This is a genomic window from Streptomyces albipurpureus (assembly GCF_023701525.1).
Lineage (GTDB): Bacteria > Actinomycetota > Actinomycetes > Streptomycetales > Streptomycetaceae > Streptomyces > Streptomyces albipurpureus.
In genome coordinates this window covers 20849-44048 of record NZ_JAMQAW010000036.1, presented here as the reverse complement: position 1 = coordinate 44048, position 23200 = coordinate 20849, and the positions used below count along the sequence as shown (strand labels likewise).

Annotated in this window: 23 protein-coding genes and 1 pseudogene; 13 read left to right on the top strand and 11 right to left on the bottom strand. The window is 69.7% G+C overall.

Features of this window, described 5'->3' with window-relative positions; all coding sequences use genetic code 11:
* The coding region (locus tag NBG84_RS27350) for a hypothetical protein (protein ID WP_250922286.1) at positions 1-291 on the top strand (291 nt) is incomplete at its 5' end.
* Between the two features lie 46 nt (positions 292-337).
* Here NBG84_RS27350 and NBG84_RS27345 read toward each other — a convergent pair.
* Positions 338-631 carry a DUF2087 domain-containing protein gene (locus NBG84_RS27345; RefSeq protein ID WP_250922285.1) on the bottom strand — a complete coding sequence of 98 codons (294 nt, stop codon included), beginning with the start codon at positions 629-631 and terminating at the stop codon, positions 338-340.
* A gap of 241 nt (positions 632-872) precedes the next feature.
* Positions 873-2411: an amino acid permease gene (locus tag NBG84_RS27340; protein WP_250922284.1), complete on the bottom strand. Its 1539-nt coding sequence runs from the start codon at positions 2409-2411 to the stop codon at positions 873-875.
* Positions 2412-2504: 93 nt separating this feature from the next.
* On the opposite strand from NBG84_RS27340, the gene NBG84_RS27335 reads away from it, so the two are divergent.
* On the top strand, positions 2505-2993 hold the full coding sequence (locus NBG84_RS27335; RefSeq protein ID WP_250922283.1) for a ribose-5-phosphate isomerase: 489 nt from the start codon (positions 2505-2507) through the stop codon (positions 2991-2993).
* Between the two features lie 170 nt (positions 2994-3163).
* Positions 3164-3985: an Fpg/Nei family DNA glycosylase gene (locus NBG84_RS27330; protein WP_250922282.1), complete on the top strand. Its 822-nt coding sequence runs from the start codon at positions 3164-3166 to the stop codon at positions 3983-3985.
* A 28-nt stretch (positions 3986-4013) separates the two neighbouring features.
* Here NBG84_RS27330 and NBG84_RS27325 read toward each other — a convergent pair whose 3' ends face one another.
* The gene (locus tag NBG84_RS27325) at positions 4014-4487 is read right to left on the bottom strand and encodes a MarR family winged helix-turn-helix transcriptional regulator (protein ID WP_250922281.1); all 474 of its coding nucleotides are present in this window, start codon (positions 4485-4487) and stop codon (positions 4014-4016) included.
* A gap of 52 nt (positions 4488-4539) precedes the next feature.
* On the opposite strand from NBG84_RS27325, the gene NBG84_RS27320 reads away from it, so the two are divergent.
* On the top strand, positions 4540-5220 hold the full coding sequence (locus NBG84_RS27320; protein ID WP_250922280.1) for a TIGR03086 family metal-binding protein: 681 nt from the start codon (positions 4540-4542) through the stop codon (positions 5218-5220).
* Complete coding sequence (locus NBG84_RS27315) at positions 5214-5669, top strand: hypothetical protein (protein WP_250922279.1); 456 nt, start codon at positions 5214-5216, stop codon at positions 5667-5669. The genes NBG84_RS27320 and NBG84_RS27315 overlap by 7 nt, the downstream gene beginning before the upstream one ends.
* On the opposite strand, the gene NBG84_RS27310 is transcribed toward NBG84_RS27315, so the two are convergent.
* On the bottom strand, positions 5666-6895 hold the full coding sequence (locus NBG84_RS27310; protein WP_250922278.1) for a GNAT family N-acetyltransferase: 1230 nt from the start codon (positions 6893-6895) through the stop codon (positions 5666-5668). The genes NBG84_RS27315 and NBG84_RS27310 overlap by 4 nt on opposite strands.
* A gap of 606 nt (positions 6896-7501) precedes the next feature.
* Between NBG84_RS27310 and NBG84_RS27305 the strand changes: the two genes are divergently transcribed.
* The gene (locus tag NBG84_RS27305; protein ID WP_250922277.1) at positions 7502-8647 is read left to right on the top strand and encodes a SpoIIE family protein phosphatase; all 1146 of its coding nucleotides are present in this window, start codon (positions 7502-7504) and stop codon (positions 8645-8647) included.
* Positions 8648-8650: 3 nt separating this feature from the next.
* Here the strand turns inward: NBG84_RS27305 and NBG84_RS27300 are convergent, their stop codons facing one another.
* From NBG84_RS27300 to NBG84_RS27290, 3 genes and pseudogenes are all read right to left on the bottom strand, one after another.
* On the bottom strand, positions 8651-8935 hold the full coding sequence (locus NBG84_RS27300; RefSeq protein WP_250922276.1) for a DUF397 domain-containing protein: 285 nt from the start codon (positions 8933-8935) through the stop codon (positions 8651-8653).
* Positions 8936-8966: 31 nt separating this feature from the next.
* Positions 8967-9170, bottom strand: a pseudogene (locus tag NBG84_RS27295) (Scr1 family TA system antitoxin-like transcriptional regulator); the annotation flags it as partial.
* Positions 9171-9422: 252 nt separating this feature from the next.
* The gene (locus NBG84_RS27290; RefSeq protein WP_250922630.1) at positions 9423-10583 is read right to left on the bottom strand and encodes a cation:proton antiporter; all 1161 of its coding nucleotides are present in this window, start codon (positions 10581-10583) and stop codon (positions 9423-9425) included.
* Between the two features lie 274 nt (positions 10584-10857).
* Between NBG84_RS27290 and NBG84_RS27285 the strand changes: the two genes are divergently transcribed.
* The 5 genes from NBG84_RS27285 (at position 10858) to NBG84_RS27265 (ending at position 18229) form a co-directional block, all read left to right on the top strand.
* On the top strand, positions 10858-11688 hold the full coding sequence (locus NBG84_RS27285; protein WP_250922629.1) for an ABC transporter ATP-binding protein: 831 nt from the start codon (positions 10858-10860) through the stop codon (positions 11686-11688).
* On the top strand, positions 11688-14141 hold the full coding sequence (locus NBG84_RS27280; RefSeq protein ID WP_250922275.1) for an ABC transporter permease: 2454 nt from the start codon (positions 11688-11690) through the stop codon (positions 14139-14141). The genes NBG84_RS27285 and NBG84_RS27280 overlap by 1 nt, the downstream gene beginning before the upstream one ends.
* Positions 14142-14793: 652 nt before the next feature.
* Complete coding sequence (locus tag NBG84_RS27275; protein WP_250922274.1) at positions 14794-16095, top strand: PP2C family protein-serine/threonine phosphatase; 1302 nt, start codon at positions 14794-14796, stop codon at positions 16093-16095.
* Positions 16092-17783, top strand: coding sequence for a sensor histidine kinase (locus NBG84_RS27270; protein WP_250922273.1), 1692 nt, complete (start codon positions 16092-16094; stop codon positions 17781-17783). Before NBG84_RS27275 ends, NBG84_RS27270 begins: the two co-directional genes overlap by 4 nt.
* Positions 17780-18229 carry a response regulator gene (locus tag NBG84_RS27265; RefSeq protein WP_250922272.1) on the top strand — a complete coding sequence of 150 codons (450 nt, stop codon included), beginning with the start codon at positions 17780-17782 and terminating at the stop codon, positions 18227-18229. The genes NBG84_RS27270 and NBG84_RS27265 overlap by 4 nt, the downstream gene beginning before the upstream one ends.
* Before the next feature lie 111 nt (positions 18230-18340).
* Here NBG84_RS27265 and NBG84_RS27260 read toward each other — a convergent pair whose 3' ends face one another.
* The 3 genes from NBG84_RS27260 to NBG84_RS27250 form a co-directional block, all read right to left on the bottom strand.
* Positions 18341-18766, bottom strand: a complete 426-nt coding sequence (locus NBG84_RS27260; RefSeq protein WP_250922271.1) for a DUF6003 family protein — start codon at positions 18764-18766, stop codon at positions 18341-18343.
* A gap of 153 nt (positions 18767-18919) precedes the next feature.
* Entirely contained in the window at positions 18920-19672 is a 753-nt protein-coding gene (locus NBG84_RS27255) for an anti-sigma factor (protein ID WP_250922270.1), read from the bottom strand.
* Positions 19673-19844: 172 nt separating this feature from the next.
* Positions 19845-20468 carry an RNA polymerase sigma factor gene (locus NBG84_RS27250; RefSeq protein WP_250922269.1) on the bottom strand — a complete coding sequence of 208 codons (624 nt, stop codon included), beginning with the start codon at positions 20466-20468 and terminating at the stop codon, positions 19845-19847.
* Between the two features lie 168 nt (positions 20469-20636).
* On the opposite strand from NBG84_RS27250, the gene NBG84_RS27245 reads away from it, so the two are divergent.
* Positions 20637-21620: a MerR family transcriptional regulator gene (locus NBG84_RS27245; protein WP_250922268.1), complete on the top strand. Its 984-nt coding sequence runs from the start codon at positions 20637-20639 to the stop codon at positions 21618-21620.
* Between the two features lie 138 nt (positions 21621-21758).
* Here NBG84_RS27245 and NBG84_RS27240 read toward each other — a convergent pair whose 3' ends face one another.
* Positions 21759-22109, bottom strand: a complete 351-nt coding sequence (locus NBG84_RS27240; protein ID WP_250922267.1) for a DoxX family protein — start codon at positions 22107-22109, stop codon at positions 21759-21761.
* 89 nt (positions 22110-22198) lie between these two features.
* On the opposite strand from NBG84_RS27240, the gene NBG84_RS27235 reads away from it, so the two are divergent.
* Entirely contained in the window at positions 22199-22654 is a 456-nt protein-coding gene (locus NBG84_RS27235; RefSeq protein WP_250922266.1) for a MarR family winged helix-turn-helix transcriptional regulator, read from the top strand.
* Positions 22655-23200 lie beyond the last annotated feature (546 nt).

The window sequence follows — 23200 nt, the reverse complement described above, 5'->3', positions numbered from 1 at the left end:
ACGCGCCTCGCCGTGTGCCCGGTCTGCGCTGATGGGATAGGCACCCATCGGCAACCCCCGCTCACTGGTGCGTACTTGTGCAGGTTCCGCACCGGAACCGAGGGTGGAGAGGCCAACCGATGCACGGGATCACCCCGGAGAAGTGGAGCGTGTGCGAGCAAGGCAGCCGTCATCGTCATCGTCACCGTCATCGGCCTCGGCGAGATGGGATCGCTGGAGGAGTGGTTGGCCGCTGGTGTGGCGACCTGCACCGCCCCCGGCCAGACCCAGCGGCCACGCACCACCACCTGAACCGGGCAGCCCTCAACCCCCGCGGCTGAACCGGCCGAGCAGGCCCCTAGACCCCGCGCCGATAGCTGCTCCCGTCCCTGGGCCGCACCAACAGCCCCGCGGTCACCAGATAGCGGCGAAGCGCCGGAAAGTCATCGTGCACGGTGAGCAGCGCCTCATTCACCTCGCGCTCGCTGTACTCCCGCTCCGGTACGAACAGGGTCTGGGCGAGATGGTTGAGCACCTGCTCCCTACGGGCCGTCTTCCGGGGGATCGCGGTCAGCCGGCCGTGTGAGAAGAGCGCGGACACATCGTGCGGGCTACCGGGCTGTTCGGCGATATCTGGCTGGTCAGAGGTCATATGGAGCAGCCTCACCTGGTCCGCCTCCGGCAGCAACACGTTTTCGCTCCGGTGTCTCAATGTGCCACCCAACGAGCAGCCCCGATCGTGGACCAACCGATCGGGGCCGCGGGCCGCGCACCGGAGCCTGCGCGGCCCGGCGTCCCCCTGCGGAGGACGAGGGTGCGGGAGGCGCCGCGCGTCGTGGAGCGCCGCCGAGTCCGCGGAGCCGTTTCACGGGCGGGACCCGGCGCGTGAGCGGTCAGCCGTTCCGGCCGGCATCGGCACGCTTGTCGCTCGCGCCACCATCTGGGCCGAGCCCCGGAGAACGCTCGATCCCCGTCGACGGGGTCGGCCCGGGCCGTTCGCCCCCAGACCCCTGGCCGTGCCCCGAGCGTCGGCGCCAGAGGGCGACGCCCACCACCACGGTCGCCACCGCCAGTGACAGCAGCATCTGCTCCCGTCCGGTGTCATCGAAGACCATGTAGACGATGACGAAGAGGATCATCCCGATCGTCACATAGGTCAGACAGGGGAAGAGCCACATCCGTACGACCAGCTTCTCCGGGGCTTCCCGCTCGATGATGCGGCGCATCCGCAGTTGGGTGCAGCAGATCACCAGCCAGACGAAGAGGGCGACCGCACCCGAGGAGTTGAGGAGGAAGGCGAAGACCGTGTCGGGCCAGCGGTAGTTGAAGAAGACCGCGACAAAGCCGAAGAGCACGGAGGACAGGATCGCCGTGCGCGGTACGCCCCGACCGTCGGTCCGGGCGAAGGAGCGAGGTGCGTCTCCCCGTTTGCCCAGCGAGAACGCCATCCGGGAGGCCGTGTAGAGGCCGGAGTTCAGACAGGACAGCACCGCCGTGAGCACGATGACGTTCATGATCTCGCCGGCATGCGGAATCCCGATGGAGTTCAGCGCGGCGACATAGGACCCGTCCTCGGTGATCGACTTGTCGTTCCAGGGGAGCAGGGTCAGTACGACGAAGATCGAGCCGAGATAGAACACGGCGATCCGCCAGATCACGCTGTTGGTCGCCTTGCGGACCGCGCGCTGGGGGTCGGCGGACTCTCCGGCCGCCAGGGTGACGATCTCACTGCCCATGAACGAGAAGACGACCATCAGCACACCGGTCAGGATCGCCCCGTACCCCTCGGGGAAGAAGCCGCCGGAGTCGGTGAGATGGGCGAACCCCTTCCCCGGGTTGTCCGACCCGGGCAGCAGCCCGAAGACGGCGAGCAGGCCGATCGCGACGAACGCGCCGATGGCCACCACCTTGATGCCGGCGAACCAGAACTCGAACTCGCCGTACGACCCGACGGAGGCGAGGTTGGTCGCGGTGAGCACCACCATCACGATCAGGGCCCAAGCCCACTGCGGAACGGCTGGAATCCATCCCTCCAGAATCACCGCTCCGGCCGTCGCCTCGACCGCGAGCACGACCACCCAGAAGAACCAATAGAGCCATCCGATCGAGAACCCGGCCCAGCGTCCGATCGCCCGGTCGGCGTACTCCGAAAACGAGCCGGAAGCAGGGTTGGCGGCCGCCATCTCGCCCAGCATCCGCATCACGAGGACGACCATCGTGCCGACGAGTGCGTAGGAGAGGAGGATCGCGGGTCCCGCAGCGGCGATCCCGGCCCCGGAGCCCACGAACAGCCCGGCGCCGATCACTCCACCGATGGCGATCATGGAGAGATGCCGATTTTTCAGGCCGGCTTTCAGCTCATCCGATGACTGCGATTGTGGGGGTTCCTCGGGCTGCCCACCTTCTTTTGGAAGAGTCTGCTGCGAGGTCATGGTTGATTCCTTTGGTTCGAGAATCGTGCGTCGTGCAATCAGGTGCTGACCCCACTGACGGCTACCCGGCCATTCGCGTGCCACACTCCCCCCATGCGCGTGTACATCGGTTCCGACCATGCTGGCTACGAACTCAAGAACCACCTCGTCGAATGGCTCTCCGCCCACGGCCATGAGCCGGTCGACTGCGGACCCCACATCTATGACGCCCTGGACGATTACCCGCCGTTCTGCCTCCGCGCCGCGGAGCGGACGGCCGCGGACCCGGACAGCCTCGGCATCGTGATCGGTGGTTCCGGCAACGGCGAGCAGATCGCCGCGAACAAGGTGAAGGGGGTCAGGGCCGCGCTGGCGTGGAGTGAGCAGACGGCAGCCCTGGGCCGCGAGCACAACAACGCCAACGTGGTCGCCGTCGGTGGCCGAATGCATTCGGTGGAGGAGTCGACGAAGTTCGTCGAGATCTTCCTCAGCACGCCGTACTCGAACGAGGAGCGCCACACCCGCCGCATCGAGATGCTGACGGCGTACGAGAACACCGGCGAGCTCCCCCCGATCCCGGCCCACCACCCCCAGCAGCCGTAACCCTCTCCCCCCCCGCGCCCCCCAGGCACTCGTGCCTGCGGGGGCGCTCGTCATGCCACCCGGTGGGAGTCGTGCGCCCCGGTGGGCGGGGCGGCTCCTTGCGTGATCCAGTGCCCCCGGAGGAGGCACAATGGAGACCCGCAGCGGACCAGCACCAAGGATCAGCGCCCGTGCCCGAAGGTCACACCATTCACCGGCTCGCTCAGGACCACCGCGAGCGCTTTCTCGATCAGCCCCTCCGCGTCACCAGCCCGCAGGGCAAGTTCTCCGACTCCGCCGCACTGATCGACGGCCAGGCCATGGACAGTGCCGAGGCCCACGGCAAGCACCTGTTCCTGGGCTTCGGTCCGCTCGGCTGGGTCCATATCCACCTCGGGCTCTTCGGCAAGGTCGACCTCGGCGACGCCCCCGCACCGCCCGCCACCGACACCGTGCGACTGCGTCTGGCCAACCCCGATGGCTATATGGATCTCCGGGGCCCCACCACCTGCGCCCTGATCACCGACGGGGAGAAGGCGGCGATACACGATCGCCTCGGCCCGGACCCGCTGCGTCCCGACGACGACCCCGACCGCGCCTGGGCCCGGATCTCTCGTTCCCGTACGACCATTGCCGCCCTGCTGATGGACCAGAAGATCATCGCGGGTGTCGGCAATGTCTACCGGGCCGAGGTGCTGTTCCGGCACAACATCGATCCGTACCGGGCTGGCAGGGACCTTCGGCGCGCCGAGTGGGAGGTGATCTGGTCCGATCTGGTGGCGCTGATGCGCGAGGGCGTTCGAAACAACCGCATAGACACCGTCCGCCCCGAGCACACCCCCGAGGCCATGGGCCGCGCCCCGCGCGTCGATGACCACGGCGGTGAGGTGTATGTCTACCGCCGCGCCCAGTTGGCCTGCCATATCTGCCACACCGAGATCCGCACCGCCGACCTCGCGGCGCGCAATCTCTTCTGGTGCCCCCGCTGCCAGGTCAACCCCACCACCAGCTGAGTCATCTCCACCGGCGCTCGGCGACCAGCTATTCCAACGTCAGATCCGGCAGTGCGGACAGGGTGCGCAGACCCCGGAGGAAGCCCTCGCGCTCCTCGGCCGGCAGCAGGGCGAGCAGACGCTCCTCGCCCTGCTGAATGGCGTACTGGACCCGGTCCCGCAGCAGCCGCCCCTCGGGGGTGAGCGACAGCAGTCGCGCCCGCCGGTCCTCGGGGTCCGGCTGACGGTGAATCAGGGCGCGTGCCTCCAGGGCGTCCAGGACGGCGATGATGCGGGTCTTGTCCGCGCGGATGGCCTCGGCCAGGGCGGACTGGGTGCGGATCGGCTTCTCGTCGAGGTGCAGCAACACCGTGTACGCCCACATGGTCAGGCCCTGGGCGTTGAGGATCGGCTGCTCCGCCGCCATCAGGGCGCGCCCCAACGGCACGAGCATCGCCGCGAGGTCGGGTCGCGCCGGCTGCCCCTGAGCGGGGGAGTCACCCTGAGCCACGTTCTGAGCCATGGCCATGAAAATACCCGTTGACAATTAATAGGTGCCCGCACATCGTAAGCGCATGCATATTAACCTCGAAGGGGTCCGCTCCGACCGGCTGCGCATCCTCCATGCGCATGTGGTGTTGGACAGCGTCAGGCTGGTGGGACAGGTGACGCCCGATGATCTACCTCGACCGACGCCCTGCGCCGACTGGGCGCTGGCCGATCTGCTGGCCCATATGACCGCCCAGCACCGGGGGTTCGCCGCTGCCGCGCTCGGTGACGGCCGGTCCCGGGGGCGTTGGGAGCCCCGCCCGGCCGAAGACGCCCTTGCCCACTACGGCGACACGGCCGACCAGGTCATCGCCGCCTTCGGCCTGGTGGCCGCCGCGGACCGAGGTTTGAGCATCCCCGACATCTCCCCCGATCGGACGTTCTCCGCCGACCAGGCCGTGGCCTTCCACCTCGTCGACTATGTGGCGCACAGCTGGGATGTCGCGCGCAGCCTGGGGATTCCCTACGACCCCGGCCCCGATGTTCTGCGCGCCGCACTGCCCATCGCGACCGGCATCCCGGACGGTGGCTCCCGGCTCGCCGTGGACAGCCCCTTCGGGCCCGGCCTGGTTCCGGCCGCCGAAGCGAGTTCGCTGGACCGCTTTCTGATGGCCCTGGGACGGTCCCCGGACTGGCGACCGGGCGCGCCCCACCGGGCGTCGGCCGACGCGGCGCACGGCACGGCAGTCGGCGACCCGACATGCTGAGATCGACCTGGGCCCCCGGCCAGGTGCCCGACCACGACGGCCCGGTCCTGGTCAGCGTCACCGACTTCCGGCTCGACAGGGCCCGGGACCTGCCCGGCGTCCACCGTGCGGCCCGCCGCCTGGTCGCGCACTGGCCGGAGCTCGAAGGGACCCATGGGCTCTGGCTGTGGGCGGCACCCACGGCCCGTCGCTGCGGGGCGGTGGCGGTGTGGCGCGATGCCGACGCGCTGCACCGTTTCATCGCCTGGCCGCCACATGCGGTGATCATGCGCGAGTACCGGGGGCGCGGCACGCTGGCATCGACCACCTGGGAGGCGGAACGATTCGACCCGGCGGCGACCTGGGCCCGGGCCCGGGCCGTGCTCCGGGCCGGATCTCCTTCCGGCCCGAACACGGCGGCGTGCCAGCGACTCCCGAGCCCCTGGAGACAACCAGGCCCGTACGCCTAGAAGTTGTGCGGCACCCAGGGCGCCACATCGCTGCCGAACGCGGCGCTGGCCTGGGCCAGTGCTCCCGGTCGGACCTCACGCACCAACCCGGCGGCGGCGAGCGACGAAAGGGAGATCCCGCCCATGTACGCACCGCCCAACTCCCTGACGGAGAGCACCAGATCCGCCGCGTCGGCCGTCCGCTCGCACACCGCGCCCTTGGAGTCCCCGGACAGCCGCCAACGCCCCTCGTTCCAGGGGCAGAAGGCGTCCTCCACCTCCAGGACGAGATCCACGCCGGTGCGATAGGTACGGGTGGCCAGGGCGGTACCCACATCCACCAGTCGTACGTAGAGCCCTTCCCAGGTCCGTACGTCGCAGCGGCGCACATCGGAGACCAGATGCAGCCAGGGATCGTCCACCGGTCGGTTCTGGCTGGTGATCGACGAGGTCAGATCGATTCCCCAGAGGAACCGCCAGAGCGCCGAGTACGCCGCCGGGTCCAGCCCGTAGAGGTCGGTCAGCTGGATCGAGCCCTTGGGTCCGGCGTTGTCCCAGACGGGACGGTTGCGGAACAGGGTGTAGCCGACCGTCTCCCCGTCCCGTTCGGCCAGTACGCACTGAAGGTCCGAGCCACCGGCCTTGTCCTCGGCCGAGTCCATGATCTGCAACCGGTCCCAACCGGGCACTCGGGCGATCATGCCCGGACGCTCGGGCACGGTGCGCGCGTAGATCGCCTCACAGGCCGCCAGGCCGTCCGCGGGCCTCACCCTGCGCAAGGTGATGCCGTCCGGGCCCTCCGGCTCGGCGAACCGCACCCGGGAGGTGTCGATCTCGCACATCAGCTGCCAACTCGCCACCCCGTAGCCGAAGCGCCCGTAGATGGCCGGTTCGGACGCGGTGAGGATGGCGATCGGCTCGCCCCACTCCCGTAGGTCGTCGAGTTGGCGGCGCATCATCGAGGTGAGCACTCCGCGCCGACGGTGGGTGGCGGCGACGCTCACCTCGCTCACCCCGGCCATCCGGACCAGCGATCCGCCGGGGACGGTGACATCGAAGCCGAATGAGCCCGCGCTGCCGACGGACACCGCGCCGTCCCAGGCCGCGATCGCCCGCGTGGGATCGGTCAGCTCTCTGATGAGCTCGCGCCTCTCCGAGGCCTGCCGTACGCCCCCGAAGGCCTGCTCCAACCCCTCGTACCAGTTGTCCCACTCGGACGGTTGTAGAACTCGTAGCTCAACGGTCATCCGTCATGACTAGCAAAGAATTAGCGCAAAGGGCGAACGAGATTTCGGGTGTCGGCCCCTCGGTGGGGGACCACTGGGCGTCCGGCGGAGCTGTTCCCGCCGGATCTTCCGCCCGCTGGCGATCCGTTTCGGACACATTGAGCCGCACCCTCGTGGTATCAATCAGCGACGAGTCGCCGTCCTCAAGGCTTCGGCCCGCCACCCGCCGATGGCCCGGAGACCCAGGAGCGCGGTGGGCGTGATCGTCCGCGATCCCTCCCGATCGCGTGTCTGGTCTGGACCAGTACGTCCTCAGTCGCCGACAGCAGGCAACTGTACGAGGCGGCCTTTCCCGCTCAATCCCACCCGTTCTGGGTCTCGATCGGACACCAGTCCGTTCGGGTGAGACGGTGTTGGCCGGTCGGTAGGCGCGCCGGCCGCTTGATAAAAGGCCAGCTCAGAAGCCCTCTGCGCGTCCCATGAGTAGCCAGGAGTCAACACCCGGAGAGTACTTGTCATATGCCATGACTATCTGCCGATACGTCGACAGAGCGACCCGATTTCGAACGCATTGTCATAGGGGTCCCCCTGCACGAACGGGCTACGGGTCGATAAGGTCACACGACAATGGCCCGTGGCAGAGCAGCAGACTCACTGGGGGCTCGGTGGCGCAAGGCGACCCACCGGGCCAGGATCGCGCTGCGCAAATCAGCCGTCGACTACTTCCGCGGTGACGGCTCGGACACCGTCGCCCTGACCGCGCTGCTCCTCACGGTCCCGGCCATCACCTGGGGCACGATCACCAAGTCCGAGTGGATCTCACCCTCCGCCCTCGTCCTGCCGATCGTCGCCGGCGCGCTGATCCTGCGGCCGGCCAGCCTCCTGGGCCTGTACGCGGCCTGTGCGGCCGGTCTGATCGTCGAGACCTTCAACCTCGGCCCCTACGGCGACGGTCCCGATCGCGTCACGCCCGGAACCGTTCTCGTCGTCGCGGCCTGCGGTTTCTTCGGCCTGCTGATCGCCCAGTTCAGGGCCAGGGTCGGCGTCCCCTGGCGACGCGGCGGCACCATGCTCTTCGACCTCCGCGAACGCATCGCGGTCCAGAGCGCCCTGCCCCGCCTCCCCAAGGGATGGCACCGGGAGATGGCGCTGCGGCCCGCGGGCGGTCAGTCGTTCTCCGGTGACTTCGTTGTCGCGGCCCGCACCAATGGGGGACGCACGCTCGAAGTGGTCCTCACCGATGTCTCCGGCAAGGGCATGGACGCCGCCTCCCGCGCCCTGTTGCTCTCCGGCGCTTTCGGCGGTCTGCTCGGCTCGCTCCCACCCCACCGCTTTCTGCATGCCGCCAACGGCTATCTCCTCAGACAGAACTGGGACGAGGGCTTCGCCACCTCGATCCATCTCGTCCTGGACCTGGAGTCCGGGGACTACGAGCTGCTGTCGGCCGGTCATCTTCCGGCGCTCCAACTCAACGCGGGCAGCGGCCTGTGGGAGGAGAAGACCGGGGAGGGACCACTGCTCGGGGTGTACGACGGGGCGCAGTTCGACCCGGTGAAGGGTTCCCTGCGCCCCGGCGACGTGCTGATGCTCTTCACGGACGGCCTGGTCGAGGCTTCCGGCCAGGACCTCAGCGAAGGCATGGACCGTCTGACCGGTGAGGCCGACCGCTATGTCTCCTCCGGGTTCGAGGGAGCGGCCTGGCATCTCATCGAGACGGTCGCGAAGGACGTCAACGACGATCGGGCACTGCTGCTGCTGTGCCGGGAAGCGTGATTCCTACGCGGATTTCATTCGCCCGTGCGAAGCGGCTTCGACGAAGACCGCGAACGCTGCGGGTGCGACCGTGAAGGACCCGCGGGCGGGGTCCTTTGAGTCACGGACGGCTATACGGCACGGCTGTGCGGCGACTTCGACGCACTGACTCTGGGTGGCCCCGCTGTGCGAGGACTTCTGCCAGCTGGCCGAACCAAGGGGCGCGCACTCGACGCAGTTTCCACCGGTGGTGCCGCTGTACGACGACTTGCGCCACAGAGCGCTCGTCGGACTCGGGTTGCTCCCCATAACGCTCCTCCATTACGCGGGCCATCAACACCGCCGAGTCCTCCACGGAGAGCGCGGCGGCTTGGAGGCGATCGTAACGGAGCGAACCCTCTTGGATACTCTGGGGGTTGGCCGTCATATGCCTTTGTGCCGAGTCATCCGCATACAGGATGTCCGGATCGTCATTGAACCGCAGGATATTGAACGGCCTCATCAGGCCAGTGTGCGCGCCGCCCTCAAACGGTGAGATTTGCACCTGCACTCACTTGTCGCCGCCGTCCTGCGGGCGTGGGGGGAGCCGCGTCGACCGGGCCTGTCGGCCCCATCGGCCGGACCGGCCCCGGACCTGCCGATGCCCGCTCGCATCGACCCGGACGGGCTCGACGCGAGCGGGCATCGGCTGCTGTTGGGCGCGGCCGTGGTCGGCAACTGGCGCGCGTGCCGCCGCTGGGCGAGACCTGGTGGTTCCGCTACGCGGCGGGAGCGCCGGCGGGCAGCGCCAACTGGGCTATGAGGGGACGGGTTCTCGCTGTTTCGCCTGCGGCAGGAAGTGGGCGAGCAGATGTGACCTTCCGGCGACCATGGGTGCCAGTACGGCCAGGACCAGGACATAGCCCGCGATGAAGGGGGAGAGCCGCTCGTCGAGTCCGGCCGCGGCCGCCATCGTCGCCAGGATGAGGGCGAACTCACCGCGTGCCAGCAGGGTGGTGGAGATATTGGCGGCCGGGCCGGGGCCGAAGTTGTAGATCCGGGCGGCGGCCAGTCCGGCGAACACGTTCATGGCGAGGGTCACGGCGACGGCCGCGAGCACCGGCCACATGACGGACGGCAGATCGCCCGGGTCGATGGAGAGACCGAAGCCGAAGAAGAAGATGGCGCCGAAGGCGTCCCGCAGCGGGTGGACGAGTTTGAGGATGCGGTCCCCGGACGTGGTGCTGCCGAGCATCAGTCCGACCATGAAGGCGCCGATGGCGTCCGCGACCCCGAACCACTCGGAGACGCCGGCCATGAAGACGGCGGCACCCAGGAAGGAGATCACCAGGAGTTCATCGTCGGGGGTGTTGATCAGCCGCCCGATCACCTTGGTGCCGAAGCGTGCGACCAGGGCGAGCAGGAGCAGGAAGCCAAAGGCCTTCCCGCCGTCCATCACAGCCGCCGAAAGACTGTCCGCACCGGACAGGATGGGCTGGAGGGCCGCGAGGTAGAGGGCCAGGAAGACATCCTCGACCACGATGATGCCGAGGATGGGTTTGGTCTCGGGGTTGCCGATCCGGCCGAGGTCGACCAGGACCTTGGTCACGATCGCGGACGAGGAGATACCGAGGACACCGGCGAGCACCAGCGCTTCCCCGGTGCCCCAGCCGAGCGCGAAACCGAAGCCGAGTCCCGCTCCGACGTTCAGCAGGAGGTAGGCGCCTCCGGCGAGCGCCATCTTCCGGCCGCCCGCTTTGAGGTCGTCGAGATGGAACTCCAGGCCCAGATAGAAGAGCAGCAGCACCAGGCCGAGGGCCGAGAGCATTTCCAGATCGTGCGGGTCCGACAGGAGCACGATGCCGGGGGTGTGGGGGCCGAGCAGGATGCCGGCCAGGATGAAGAGGGGGATCGTCGGCAGACCTATACGGCCACCGAGGCGGGCAAGGAGGGCGGCCGCGAGAAAGGCGCCGCCCATGGCGATAAGGGTGTCTGCGTGTCCGATGGGCTCGTCCTCACGTGTTTCGTCAAGAGCAGTCAAGTGCATCAAGGAGCCGTCAAGAAACCGTCAGTAATTAGTTTACCAAATGATTGACATTGCAACTATTGCGTCTGTCGCGGGTGCCTGCCGCCGGCCCCTTGGTAGGGGCAGCCCCACCCCGGATCGACTGGTCAACGCCATGGCTGCCCTGCCCCCTTGATCCGTAGCGTCTAAGGCGTTGACCAGCACAGTTATCGAAGGCGGAGAAGACATGGGGCTGCGGCGCAGCAAGCGGCGGAACGAGTCGGAGACATCGGGAGCGGCCCCCGGCGGCTACGGTCAGGACGGTTCGGCGGCGGTCGAGCTCCGTGGCGTACGCCGCCAGTACGGCAGCCGCCGAGGTGTCGTCCACGCCCTGCGCGGGATCGACCTCGTCCTGCCGCGCGGCACCTTCACCGCGGTCATGGGCCCTTCCGGCTCCGGGAAGTCCACCTTCCTCCAGTGCGCGGCCGGACTTGACCGCCCCACCGAGGGGTCCGTACGCCTCGGCGGGACCGAGATCACCGGGATGAGCGAGAACAAGCTCACCCTGCTGCGCCGCACCCGGCTGGGCTTCGTCTTCCAGGCGTTCAATCTGCTGCCGTCGCTCACGGTCGAACAGAACGTGCTGCTGCCCATGCGACTCGCGGGCGCCCGACTCGATCGGCGCCGGGCCGCCGAGGTGCTGACACAGGTCGGCCTCGGTGACAAGGGCGGGCGCAGGCCCTCCGAACTCTCCGGTGGCCAGCAGCAGCGAGTGGCGTTGGCACGGGCGTTGGTCACCCAGCCCGATGTGGTCTTCGCCGATGAGCCGACCGGCGCTCTGGACACCACCACCGCCGCCGAAGTGCTCAACCTGCTGCGCTCGGCCGTGAATGGCCTCGGCGCGACCGTGGTGATGGTCACCCACGACCCGGTCGCCGCGGCCTACGCGGACCGGGTGCTCTTCCTCGCCGACGGTTCGATCGTCGACAGCCTCACCCGGGCGGACCCGGCGACGATCGCGGACCGGATGCGCCATCTGACCGCCCCCGCCCCCTCGTACGCCGGAGCCGTGGCCTGATGTTCGCCCCCAACGGCCTGGCACGGGCCGCGATTCGCTTCAAGCCTTCGGCGTTCATCGGCACCTTCGTCGCGCTGATGATGACGGCCGTGATCGTCTCCGCCTGCGGAATCATGCTGGAGACCGGTGTCCGCGCCGAGGTGCCGGCGGCCCGGTACGAGAAGGCGCCCGTGGTGGTCGCCGCCGACCAGCAGATCCGCCACACCTTCGGATCGGGCGAGGAGAAGTCCACCGAGTACGCCCAGATCCCCGACAAGGCCAGGGTGGATGACTCGCTCCTACCGGCCGTGGCCGCGGCCCCCGGCGTCGCGGCGGCCATCGGCGATGTGGTGTTCCCCGTTCAGCGGGACAAAGCACCCCTGTCGGCCCAGGGATGGGACGCGACGGCCTTCACCGGTACGCGGTTGACCGAGGGAGCCGCGCCCCGCACCGGTGAGGTGGTCCTCGGCGAGGGCGGCGCGAAGGTCGGCCAACGGGTCAGGCTGGAAACCCCGGTGGGGGAGCGTGAGTTCCGGGTCTCCGGAGTGGCCCGGGGCGATGGCGCCTGGTTCAGCACAGCGCAGGCCGTGGGGCTCTCCGGGCACCCGGGGAAGCTGGACGCGATCGCGGTCCTGCCCAAGGACGGTGTCTCACCGGGCCAGCTCTCCGGGGAGGTCCGCAAGGCGGTGGACGGCAAGGCCAAGATCCGTACCAAGGAAACCAGGGGCGAGGTGGAGGACCTCTCCCTCGGCATGGCGAAGGAAGCACTGATCGCGCTCGGTGCGTCCTTCGGCGGAATCGCCACCATGGTCGCGGTGTTCACCGCGGCCGGCACGGTCGCGCTCTCGGTCGGGCTGCGCCGGCGGGAGTTCGCCCTATTGCGGGCGATCGGCGCGACCCCGCGCCAGATCCGCCGAACCATCGCCACCGAGGGGTTGCTGGTGGCCCCGCTCGCGGGGGTGATCGGCTGTGTGCCCGGAGTGGCGCTGGCGAGCTGGTGGTTCGGTCAGCTCAAGGAGAAGGGCGCCGTCCCCCAGGCCGTCGAACTCGCCGTCTCACCGCTCCCGTTGTCGATCGCCGTCGCCTCCTGCCTGGTCACCGCGCTGCTCGCCGGCTGGGCAGCGGCCCGCCGCCCAGCGAAGATCAAGCCCGGTGAGGCGCTGGCCGACGCGGCCGTCGAACGGGTCGGCTTCGGCAAGGTCCGTACCCCGCTGGGAATCGCCGCGCTGGCCGGGGGAGTGGTGCTCACCGGTATCTCGGCGAGCGCCTCCGGCGAGGACGCGGCCAACACCGCACTCGGTGTGGTGATGAGCTTTATGCTCGCCGTCGCCCTGCTCGGACCGCTGATCGCCCGGGCCTGTGCGGGACTCTTCGGCCTTCCGCTGCGCGCGGCCGGCGCCTCGGCCTCGCTGGCCGCCGCCAACTCCCGCACCAACTCCCGCAGGCTCGCCTCCGCGATGACTCCGATCGTGCTGGCGATGTCCTTCTCCTCGGTGCTGATCTTCCTTCAGACCAGTACCGACCGGGCCGCCGAGGAGCAGCAGCGGGCGGGTATGTCGGCCGACCACCTGGTGAGCGCACCGGGTGGGCTGCCGATGGACGCGGCCGAGCGGGCCGAACGCGTCCCCGGTGTCTCCGCGGCGGTCGGCCTGGTCCGGACCTCGGTTCTGGTGTCGTCCGCGACGGCGGGGGATGTCTCCTGGCGGACGGCATCCGTTCAGGGCCTGCACGGTGACCCGGCCGCGCTGACCGAGGTGCAGGACCTTGACGTCCGCAAGGGTTCGATGGGGGCGCTCGCACCCGGAAGGATCGCGGTGGACGCCGCCGTGGCCGATGGGGCCGGTGTGGGCATCGGAGACCGCTTGGAGATCCGGCTGCCGGACGGCACCCAGGCCAAGCCCGAGATCGTCGCGACGTACGGCAGGGGCCTTGGCTTCTCCGACGTCACCATGACCGCGGCCGACCTGTCGGGCCGAGTCACCTCGCCCTACCCGAACGACCTGCTGGTACGCGGCACCCCGGAGGCGGCCGAGCGGCTCGCCGCCCTCGGCACGGTCCGCGACCGGGGCGACTACGCCTCGGCCCAGAACACGGAGCGGGAGGTGGGCGCCTGGGGCAACCGGACCATGGCGGCCATCCTCGGCGGCTTCGCGGCCATCGCGGCGGCCAACACCCTGGTGATGACGGTGCTCGATCGCCGCCGTGAGCTGGGCATGCTGCGGCTGATCGGCTCCACGCGCCGCCAGGTGATGGGGATGATCCGCTGGGAGGCGCTGCTGGTGACGGGCGCCGGTGTGGTGCTGGGCTCGGCCATCGCCCTGGCGACCCTGATCCCGATGATGAAGGGGCTGACCGGTGAGGCGCCCTATGTGCCCCCGCTGGTGTACGGGTCGTTCGTGGCGGCCATCGCGGTGCTCGCCCTGGGGGCGACGGCACTTCCGGCGCGGGCGGCGATGCGCGGCACAGGAGTGTGATCCGAAGAAGCGGACGGGGTGCACGGGTCGAGGGCTTCAGATGCCGGTCGGGCATCTGAAGCCCTTCGGCATCTCCCAGCCGAGGTATCCGCCAGCCGAGTCGCCCGACCCGGCGCGGGGGTGTCCCAGGTCTTCTCTGGGAGGGTCTTCAGCCAGTGGTCGTCCCGTGTCTCCTGGGGTGTCGTGCGTGGTCGCGCAGATGGTTCGATCCCGGGTCATCGGAGGCTGATGCCCCCTTGGCCGCTCGCCGGGCGATGGTGATACATCCCACGGATGGGGAGGACGCATCCGGTCGGGCAGTTGCCGCCCGCCGCATGCGTTATCCGGCCGAGAAGGGGAAGGTGCCCTGTCGTCCTTCCTGACCTGTGCGTCCCTGGTGCACACCGCTCCCCAGGTGGTTCTCTGTCTCCCTTTTCCCCGCCCGGCCCCCTATGGTGGGCCGGCCGTTCTGATCCCATCGCCTGGTGCCTGAGTCGACCCCACACGGGGATGGTGGGCATGCTCACGAGATGCTGGGCGGGAGGGCATTCCCCCAGCCGAGGTTTCAGGCGTGAAATATTGTTTCAGGTCAATGGTTCGATGGCCTCAGTGTGGACGCACCCCCGCGACCCCGTGAGCTGGAGTGCCCGCCGCGAGAGGAGACGCCCTGCCCATGGGGACCAGTCACCGTGAGACCTCTGTGCCCGACAGCAGCAGACAGATCGTCGCCGTACCGCAGCAACTGCCCAGGGAAGGGCGCACACGGGCCGCCCGGCCGCAGGCGGCCAAAGACCCTTCCCGGGTGCTGTGGAGCGGGGGCCGTCCCTCGGTCCTGCTCATCGAGGACGATGCGGGCGACGCGCTGCTGGTCGACGAACTCGTCGCCGACAGCGGTGTGACCCTCGACCTTCAGTGGGCCCGATCCCTCGCGGACGCGCTGCCCCTGTTGAAGGCCGAGCGCCCCCAGTGCGTGCTGCTTGACCTCCACCTTCCGGACGCCCAGGGGCTCGAAGCGCTGGAGAAGGTCATCGCGGTCGCCGACAGCGCTGCCGTGGTGGTGCTCACCGGCCTCGCCGAGGAAGAGGCAGGGCTAGCCGCCGTCGCCGCCGGTGCCCAGGACTACCTGGTCAAAGGCCGACTGGAACCCGATCTCTTCGTCCGGGCCGTCCGCTACGCCATCCAGCGCAAGCACACCGAGCAGTCAGCCGCGGCCCTTCAGGCCGAGCGGCTGCGCGCCGAGGAGAACAGCCGACTGGAGCGGGGCCTGCTCCCCACCCCCCTGCTCCTCGACGGCAGCGTCCAGATCTCCGCCCGCTATCAGCCGGGACGGGCCCAGGCGCTGCTCGGTGGGGACTTCTACGACGTCGTCCAGACCCATGACGGCATGACCCACGCCGTCGTCGGAGACGTATCAGGACACGGCCCCTACGAGGCCGCCCTGGGCGTCTGCCTCCGGGTGGCCTGGCGCTCCTTCGTCCTCGCCGGCACACGTGGTCAGCAACTGCTCGAACTGCTGGAACAGGTCCTTGTCGCCGAGCGCTCGGGCCCGGAGATCTTCGCGTCCCTGACCAGCCTCACCCTCAGCAGGGGCGAGCGGACGATTGAGGTGATGCGGGCCGGGCACCCGGGCTTCCTGGTCCGCACCCCCGCTGACGTAAGGCTGGAAGAGGTCCCGCCAGGGCCCGTGCTGGGGCTGCTGCCCAAGTCGGCGCAGTGGCCCGTCGCCCAGGTAGGCGTCCCCCGCGGAGGCTCGGTCATCCTCTACACGGACGGTCTGATCGAGGGGAAGACCGGGACCGGCCCCGAGCGCCTGGGCGAGGACGGACTGCTCGACATCGCCCGGCAGCACCGCGACCTGCCCGCCGACGAATTCGTCAACGTGCTCCTCAACACCGCGAAGTTCCTGGCCGCGGAGGCCGGTGGCCCATCCGATGACATCGCGGTCCTGCACCTGGAATGGAACGAGAACTCGTGACCCCCGGTACCACCAGCCCCCCGACCACTCCCCGCAGGAAGGGACCCCGGAAGGGCTTTCGCGGGCTGACCGTCCAGGCCTGGTTCCTGCTCGCCCTGGTGCTCATGGGCGTGGTGGCCGCGATCGCCGCCAGTGTGGGCACCAGCGCCCTGGACCGGACCGAGCGGGCCAACGCCCATCTGGTCGATGACATCGCACCCGCCCGTGCCGAGGCGTTCCAGCTCAAGGCGGCCCTGCTGGACCAGGAGACCGGTGTACGGGGCTATTTGCTGACCGGTGACGACGATCTGCTGGAGCCCTACCACCGGGGTCTGGCCGCGGAGAGGCGCCATCAGGCCCGGCTCGGCGAGCTGATGGGGCAGGAGCGCGGCCCCGCGGCCGACCAGGCCGCGGTGAAGCGGACCGCGGAGACCTGGCGCAGCGACTTCGCCGTCCCCGCCATCGCAGCCCGTAAGACGGGCGAGGTCAGCGCCCCCCAAGCGGGCAAACTGGCCTTCGACGAGGTGCGCGGCTCCCTCGACGCCCAGGAGACCCGACTCCAGGAGGAGCGCCGGAAGTGGCGTACCGAGCTCACTGAGGCGCGCGGTCACCAGGACATGGCCCTCGCGATGATCCTCGTCACCTTCCTGGCCGCGGCGGTAGGCCTCGCGGTGCTCATCTACTACGCCGTGGGCCGCCCCCTCAACGCCGTGCGCGCCGCCTCCCAGCGCGTTGCCGACGGCGAGTTCGACCACCACATCCCGATTCGCGGTCCGGCCGATCTGCAGATGCTCACCGAGTCCGTCGAAGCCATGCGACTGCGCGTCGTCACCGAGCTGGCCAGCTCGAAGCGGAACGAGGCCACGCTCGTTCAGCAGGCCGTGGACTTGGAGGAGCAGCGGGTCGAACTGGAGCGCTCCAACGCGGAGCTTGAGCAGTTCGCCTATGTCGCATCGCATGACCTCCAAGAGCCGCTGCGCAAGGTGGCGTCCTTCTGCCAGCTGCTGGAGAGGCGCTACGGGGACAAGCTCGACGAGCGAGGGACGCAGTACATCAACTTCGCCGTCGACGGCGCCAAGCGCATGCAGATCCTGATCAATGACCTACTGACCTTCTCCCGGGTGGGGCGGCTCCACGACAGCACCGAGACCGTCGCGCTCGAAGACAGCTTCGACCGGGCCGTACGGGATCTCTCCGTCGCGGTGGCCGACTCCGGCGCGACGATCGACAAGCTCGCCGAACTGCCCACCATCCAGGGTGATCCGACCCTGTTCGCCATGTTGTGGCAGAACCTGCTGGGCAACGCCATCAAGTTCCGCAGCCCTGACCGGGCTCCGCGGATCACGGTCACCGTCGAACGCGACGAGGAGAACGGCGTCTGGCGGTTCGCGGTCATGGACAACGGCATCGGGATCCCGATGGAGTTCGCCGACAAGGTGTTCGTCATCTTCCAGCGTCTGCACAGCCGCGATACCTACAGTGGGACCGGTATAGGTCTCTCCCTGTGCAAGAAGATCATTGAACACAACGGTGGCAGTATCTGGGTCGACCCCGAGCACACCGAGGGCACCCGTATCTTCTTCACCCTCCCCGTGGACACGCGGACCGTCGAGGACGCGTCGTCCGACACACCCACCGGCGCGGCCGATCCGTCGGCACCGCCCACGGCAACTGCCTCCGTCCCCGTCACCGAAGGAAGCACCTCATGAGCACTGTCCCCCAGACCCAGCCGGTTGAGGTCCTCCTGGTCGAGGACGACGCCGGCGACGAGCTCATGACGCGGGAGGCCTTCGAGGACAACAAGATCGGCAACACCCTCCATGTCGTACGCGACGGCCTGGAGGCCCTTGACTTCCTCTACCGCCGCAACGACCACACCGACGCCCCGCGCCCCGATCTGATCCTGCTCGATCTCAACCTGCCCAAGTACGACGGCCGGCAGGTCCTGGAGCAGATCAAGTCGGACCCCGATCTGAACCACATTCCCGTGGTCGTGCTCACCACCTCGGCCGCTGAGGAGGACATCCTGCGCAGCTACCGTCTGCACGCCAACGCCTATGTCACCAAGCCGGTCGACCTCGACCAGTTCATCCAGGCGATCCGGCAGATCGACGACTTCTTCGTCACGGTGGTCAAGCTGCCGCGGCACCGCTGACGGCCGCCGGTGTGACCGGGCGCGGGGTGGCACCGGACGGCCGGTGCGGACTCAGCCGGTGCTCACAGGGGGCGTGGCGGCGATCGGTGGGGCGCTGGCTGCGGCCATCCGTCATCTCCGCGCCAGCCGTGCGATGTCCTGGGGTTCCAGGCCGGTCAGCTCCACGATCCGGGGCGCGGGGACACCCGCGGTGAGCGCCCGGAGCACCAGCGCCTCCCAGTCCTCGGCCGTGTCCCGGAAGGCCAGCAGCTCGCTCTCCACCTCGGTGATCGACTGGGGTGCGCACTCGCTGTGCACCCGCTCGATCTCCTCCTCGCTCAGGGGGACGGGAAGCCGGTCGGCGTCGTCCGGGATCAGCACCTCAGACCCGGCCGGCACGATCCTGACCCGCGGTGACGAGGCGGGAATCCGGTGTGCGTCGAGCCAGCCGCGTACGGCTGGGGTGTCCACGCACTCCAGCGCCCCCACAGCGCCGAGCGCGGCACCGAGCCGCGGACTCCGCTCGGAGAGCAGGAACAACTGAGCCTCATCGGCCATCGAACCGAACCACCTTCCGGTCATCCCCGTCGCCTCAGGGCTGCCGGGTGCGGGAAATGACGTTGCCGCCATCGCGGACGCTTCCCCCGCGCGGGCCCTCCATGCACCGAAGCGGGCGGTAATGCGCATCCCATCTCCCGTCCTTGGCGCTGGTCACGGGATGGGTGCTCGATCGGCCGGGGACGGGATGCCCAAGGACAGCGGGCCGCGGACCAGACTCCGTCCCGAGTGGGCCGGATTCCCGTTGTAGGGCTGAGCGGACACATCGACCAACGCGTACACCGCGAGATCGACGCCCCGGGGCAGCGGCAGGGTGGCCGAACCGCTCGGCCCCAGTACCCCGAGGGCGATCATCCGGCCCGCCGTACGATCCATCAGCCACACCTCGAAGTAGCCGGCGGTGGCTGGCAGTCCCCGGACCCGTACCAGCAGGTTGCGCTCCCCACCTGCCCGCTGTTCCAGTTCCACCGTGCCCAGCGCGCGCTGGGCGCCGAAGGGGGCGAGTTGGGTCCGCTGCTGGGGGCGGACCGCGGCGGGCTGGTCCCACGGCCCCCACCAGATCACCGCGCCGCCCAGAAAGAAGGCCGCGGTCAGACAGACGGCGGCGAGCCGCCCGCGCGCCCCCGTGGACCAGCGCCGCACGGGGGGTGGGCGGCGGGCACCGGGCGGCGGTGAGCAGGGACCGAGCTGGCGGGCGATGGAATCCCACACATGCTCGGGCGGGAGGGACGGCAGGTCCGCCGCGGTGATGTCGCGTACCGCCTGCGCCGCCCGACGGAGCTCGGCCCACTCCGCTCGACAGCTCTGACAGCGGGCGATGTGCCCGAGTCGGGGGTCGGCCGCGTGCGGGGACACCCGTTCCAGGGCGAGCTCGACCATCTCCTCCGGATCGAGGTGCTCGGCCACGCGCTGCTCCTTAACTCCGCACCGGCACGGCCGATGGAAAGCCCCGACACCGCCATCACCGGGGCTGACCGCGTGCCGGTTCGGCGACGGTCAACCGGTCCTGGGGCGCAGGACTCCAGCGCTACCGACCGCACCCGTTGTCGCTGATCGCCACCGCGCCGGGTGAGGCGGGTCAGCCGCCGCTCTCGCCGCCCTCGGAGATCCGCCGACGCAGTCGATGCAGTCCACGTCGTGCGTGGCTCTTCACGGTGCCCAGGGGGATACCGGTTCGCTCCGCGATCTGTGCCTGGGTGAGGTCCTCGTAGAAGGCGAGGCACAGCACCTCGCGCTGAGGCCCGGGGAGCCTGCTCAGCTCATCGGCGATGAGCACCCGGTCCAACGCACTCTCCGGAGAGGCGGCGACATCGTGGGCTGAGCGCCGGGCGGGGGACTGCGCGGCAGCGGTGGCCAGCTCACCGCGCCGGCTGCGGGCGGCCAGCGCGTCCACGGTCTTACGACGGGTGATGCCCACCAGCCAGGCGCCGAGGGGACCGCGCTCCGGCCGGAAGCCGCCGCGCCCGCGCCAGGCGGCGAGGAACACCTGCTGGGTGACGTCCTCCGCCTCGCGGGCGTCCCCGAGGGTGCGGGAGGCAAGGGTGTGCACCAGGGGTCCCCAACGCCGGTAGATGGCCGCGAAGCATCGCTCGTCACCGTTCAGCAGCCCGGCGGCGAGGAGTTCGCACTCCCGCGTCTCCTCGACCGGCGGATGGCGGAGGCCGGCCGACCCGGACGGTCCGGACAGTGATGTGGTGCCCATGCCATCGCTCCCTCTGCCCGGTTCGGGGCGGGCCGTCCGGGGCGGCCCGGCTCCGTTCTGTGCGACCCGACCCGGGACAACGGGGGCGTCCCGGGGCGGGTGTCCCAGTGTTGGGTTCCACAAACGCGGCGTTCAACATGCGTCGTTCATGCGTCGTATGATCCATCGATGGGCACTCGCACCGAGCCGGTCGGCGATGGCGCCGGCCTCACCACGGGGGCGGTGGCCAGACGCCTGGGCGTCGCTCCCACCACCCTGCGCTCCTGGGACCAGCGGTACGGGATAGGACCCGCGGCCCATGTGGGCGGCAAGCACCGGCGCTGGCGGGAACCGGACATCGCGGTGCTCGCGCGGATGTGCGCCCTGACCAGTACGGGCCTCCCACCGGCCGAGGCCGCCCGTATCGCCCGTACCTCGGCGACCACCGAGCGGGCGGACCGTACGCCTTCGCCGGCCGGGCGACCGGGGGCCGCGCCTGAGGGCGGCCGTCGCCGCGGTGGCGGCACGGGCCTACAACTCGCGGACGTACGCCAGGAGTGCCGGGGACTGGCCCGGGCGGCACTGCGGCTTGACGCCGACTCCGTGGACGACCTGCTCGCCTCGGCCATAGCCGACCACGGGCTGGTCACGGCCTGGAACGAGGTCATCGTGCCCACGCTGATGGCCGTGGGCCGCAAGTGGGAGAGCGTCGGCGAACGCTATATCGAGGTCGAGCACCTGCTCTCCTGGCATGTCTCCAGCGCGCTGCGCCGAACCCATGCGGCACCGTCACCGGTACGGGCGGGCCCACCCGTACTGCTCGCCTGCGTACCCGGGGAGGGGCACACGCTCCCGCTGGAGGCCCTGGCCGCCGCCCTGATGGAACGCGACCTCCCGGTGCGGATGTTCGGTGCGGCACTGCCCTTCGAGGCGCTGGACGGAGCGGTTCGCAGAATGGGGCCGGCGGCGGTGGTGTTGTGGGCGCAGTCCCGTACGACGGCGAGTCGGCCGCTCGCCCAGCATGTCGCCGGGATGCGCTGGGGCGTGCGCGGCGCCCGTCGAGCGCCCCTGGTACTGACGGCCGGCCCGGGCTGGGCCGGCCCCCATGTGCCGGGCACGGTCCGGCCCCTTGGCCTGGAAGAAGCGCTCGTGGTCCTGGGTTCGATCCGGTAGCCGGCGCGCCTGGTCAGGCCCCTGTGCCGCGGGCCCTCCCGCTCTTGGCGCCGGACTCGGGAAAGCTCCGGGAGCCGGACCCGGGAAAGCTCCGGGGGGCGGACCTGCGAAGGCGGGCTCGCCCCGGCGCGGCGGGTTTCACAGGGACAGGAAGCCGAGGACCACCGGTGCGGCGGAGAAGAGGAGCATCACACCCGGGGCCACGGTGCCCTTGGTGTCCTTGGCCCGCAGATGGGCGATCACGGCTCCGACGAAGTAGAGGACCGCGCCGATGCCCGCGGCGATGCCGAGCGGGCGGTAGAAGATGCCGGCGAGCAGGCCGACGGCGGCGGCGATCTCCAGCAGCGCCAGGGGAACGAACCAGCTCAGCGGCACACCGAGCCCGGTGATGGTCTCGGTCACCCGCTTCTCCCGGACCAACTTGCCCCGCCCGGAGCCGGCGAGGATCAGGGCGAACAGCACGGCGACGACCACATAGGCGACATACATGGGGACCTCCTATAGTTGAACTCAAAATATCGTTGAACCATAACAACGATTGAAGGATCCGGGTAATGGAGGCCTGTTAGGGTATTGATATGGTGGCGCGCAAGGCGGAAGAGATGGTCGAGGGTCTGGCCTTTCTGCTGGCCAGGCATGGTGCAAGCGCCCAGGTGCTGCTGCGGAGCGCGCTGGTCTCCAGCGGGCTCACCCCCCGGCACATGATGACGTTGAAGCACTTGGACTCCGGCCCGGTGAGCCAGCAGGCGCTGATCGACATGCTGGAGGTCGACCCCAGCGTGCTGGTGGCCGTCCTCAACGACCTGGAGCGCGAGGAGCTCGCCCTGCGTCGCCGCGATCCCGCGGACCGCCGCCGCCATATCGTGGAGATAACGCCTTCCGGGGTCGCCGCCCTGCGCAGATCGGACGAGGTCCTCGCGGAGGTCGAAGGGGAGCTGTTCACCGACCTCTCCGACCGGGAACGCGCCACTCTGCGCGGCCTACTGACCCGGATCAACACCTCGCCCGACGACTTCAGCTGCTCCGAAGACTGAGCGGACGGGCCACCGCGCCCCGGCGCGTCCGTCGCCCCCAGGCTGCTCGCCCGGTAGGAGCCGACGGCAGAGGCTCCGCGCCGCCGCCCCCGCAGGGGATCGCCACCCAGGCTGATCAGCTCACCCGCTGCGCCGGCGCGGCCTCTCCAGGAGCGGACTGCCACCCACCGCGTCGACCTCCCCTGCGGGCGCCCGGGTCCACCCGCGCGCCATCCGAGTCCACCGCCGCACGGTGGCTCTGCGGCGCGCTGCCCCACCGCGCTCCGGCCCGCTCATGGCTCGGCACCCCGGCCGCCCCCGCCCGCTCTTTCGGCGCCCTGACGCGCCCATAGGGGCGAAGCAACGCCAGGTTCCGCGCCGAACGGGCAGACATCACCGCATCCAGACACGCGGTTTTGGCCGAACAGTCAGTGTCCAGTGCATTCGTCGCAACGAACGAAGGGGGTATGCATGATCGAAACACAGACGACACAGCCAACACAGGCGACGCGGACATCCCAGCCGAAGCCGGCCCAACCCGCTCAGGCACCGAAAACACCAACGGCA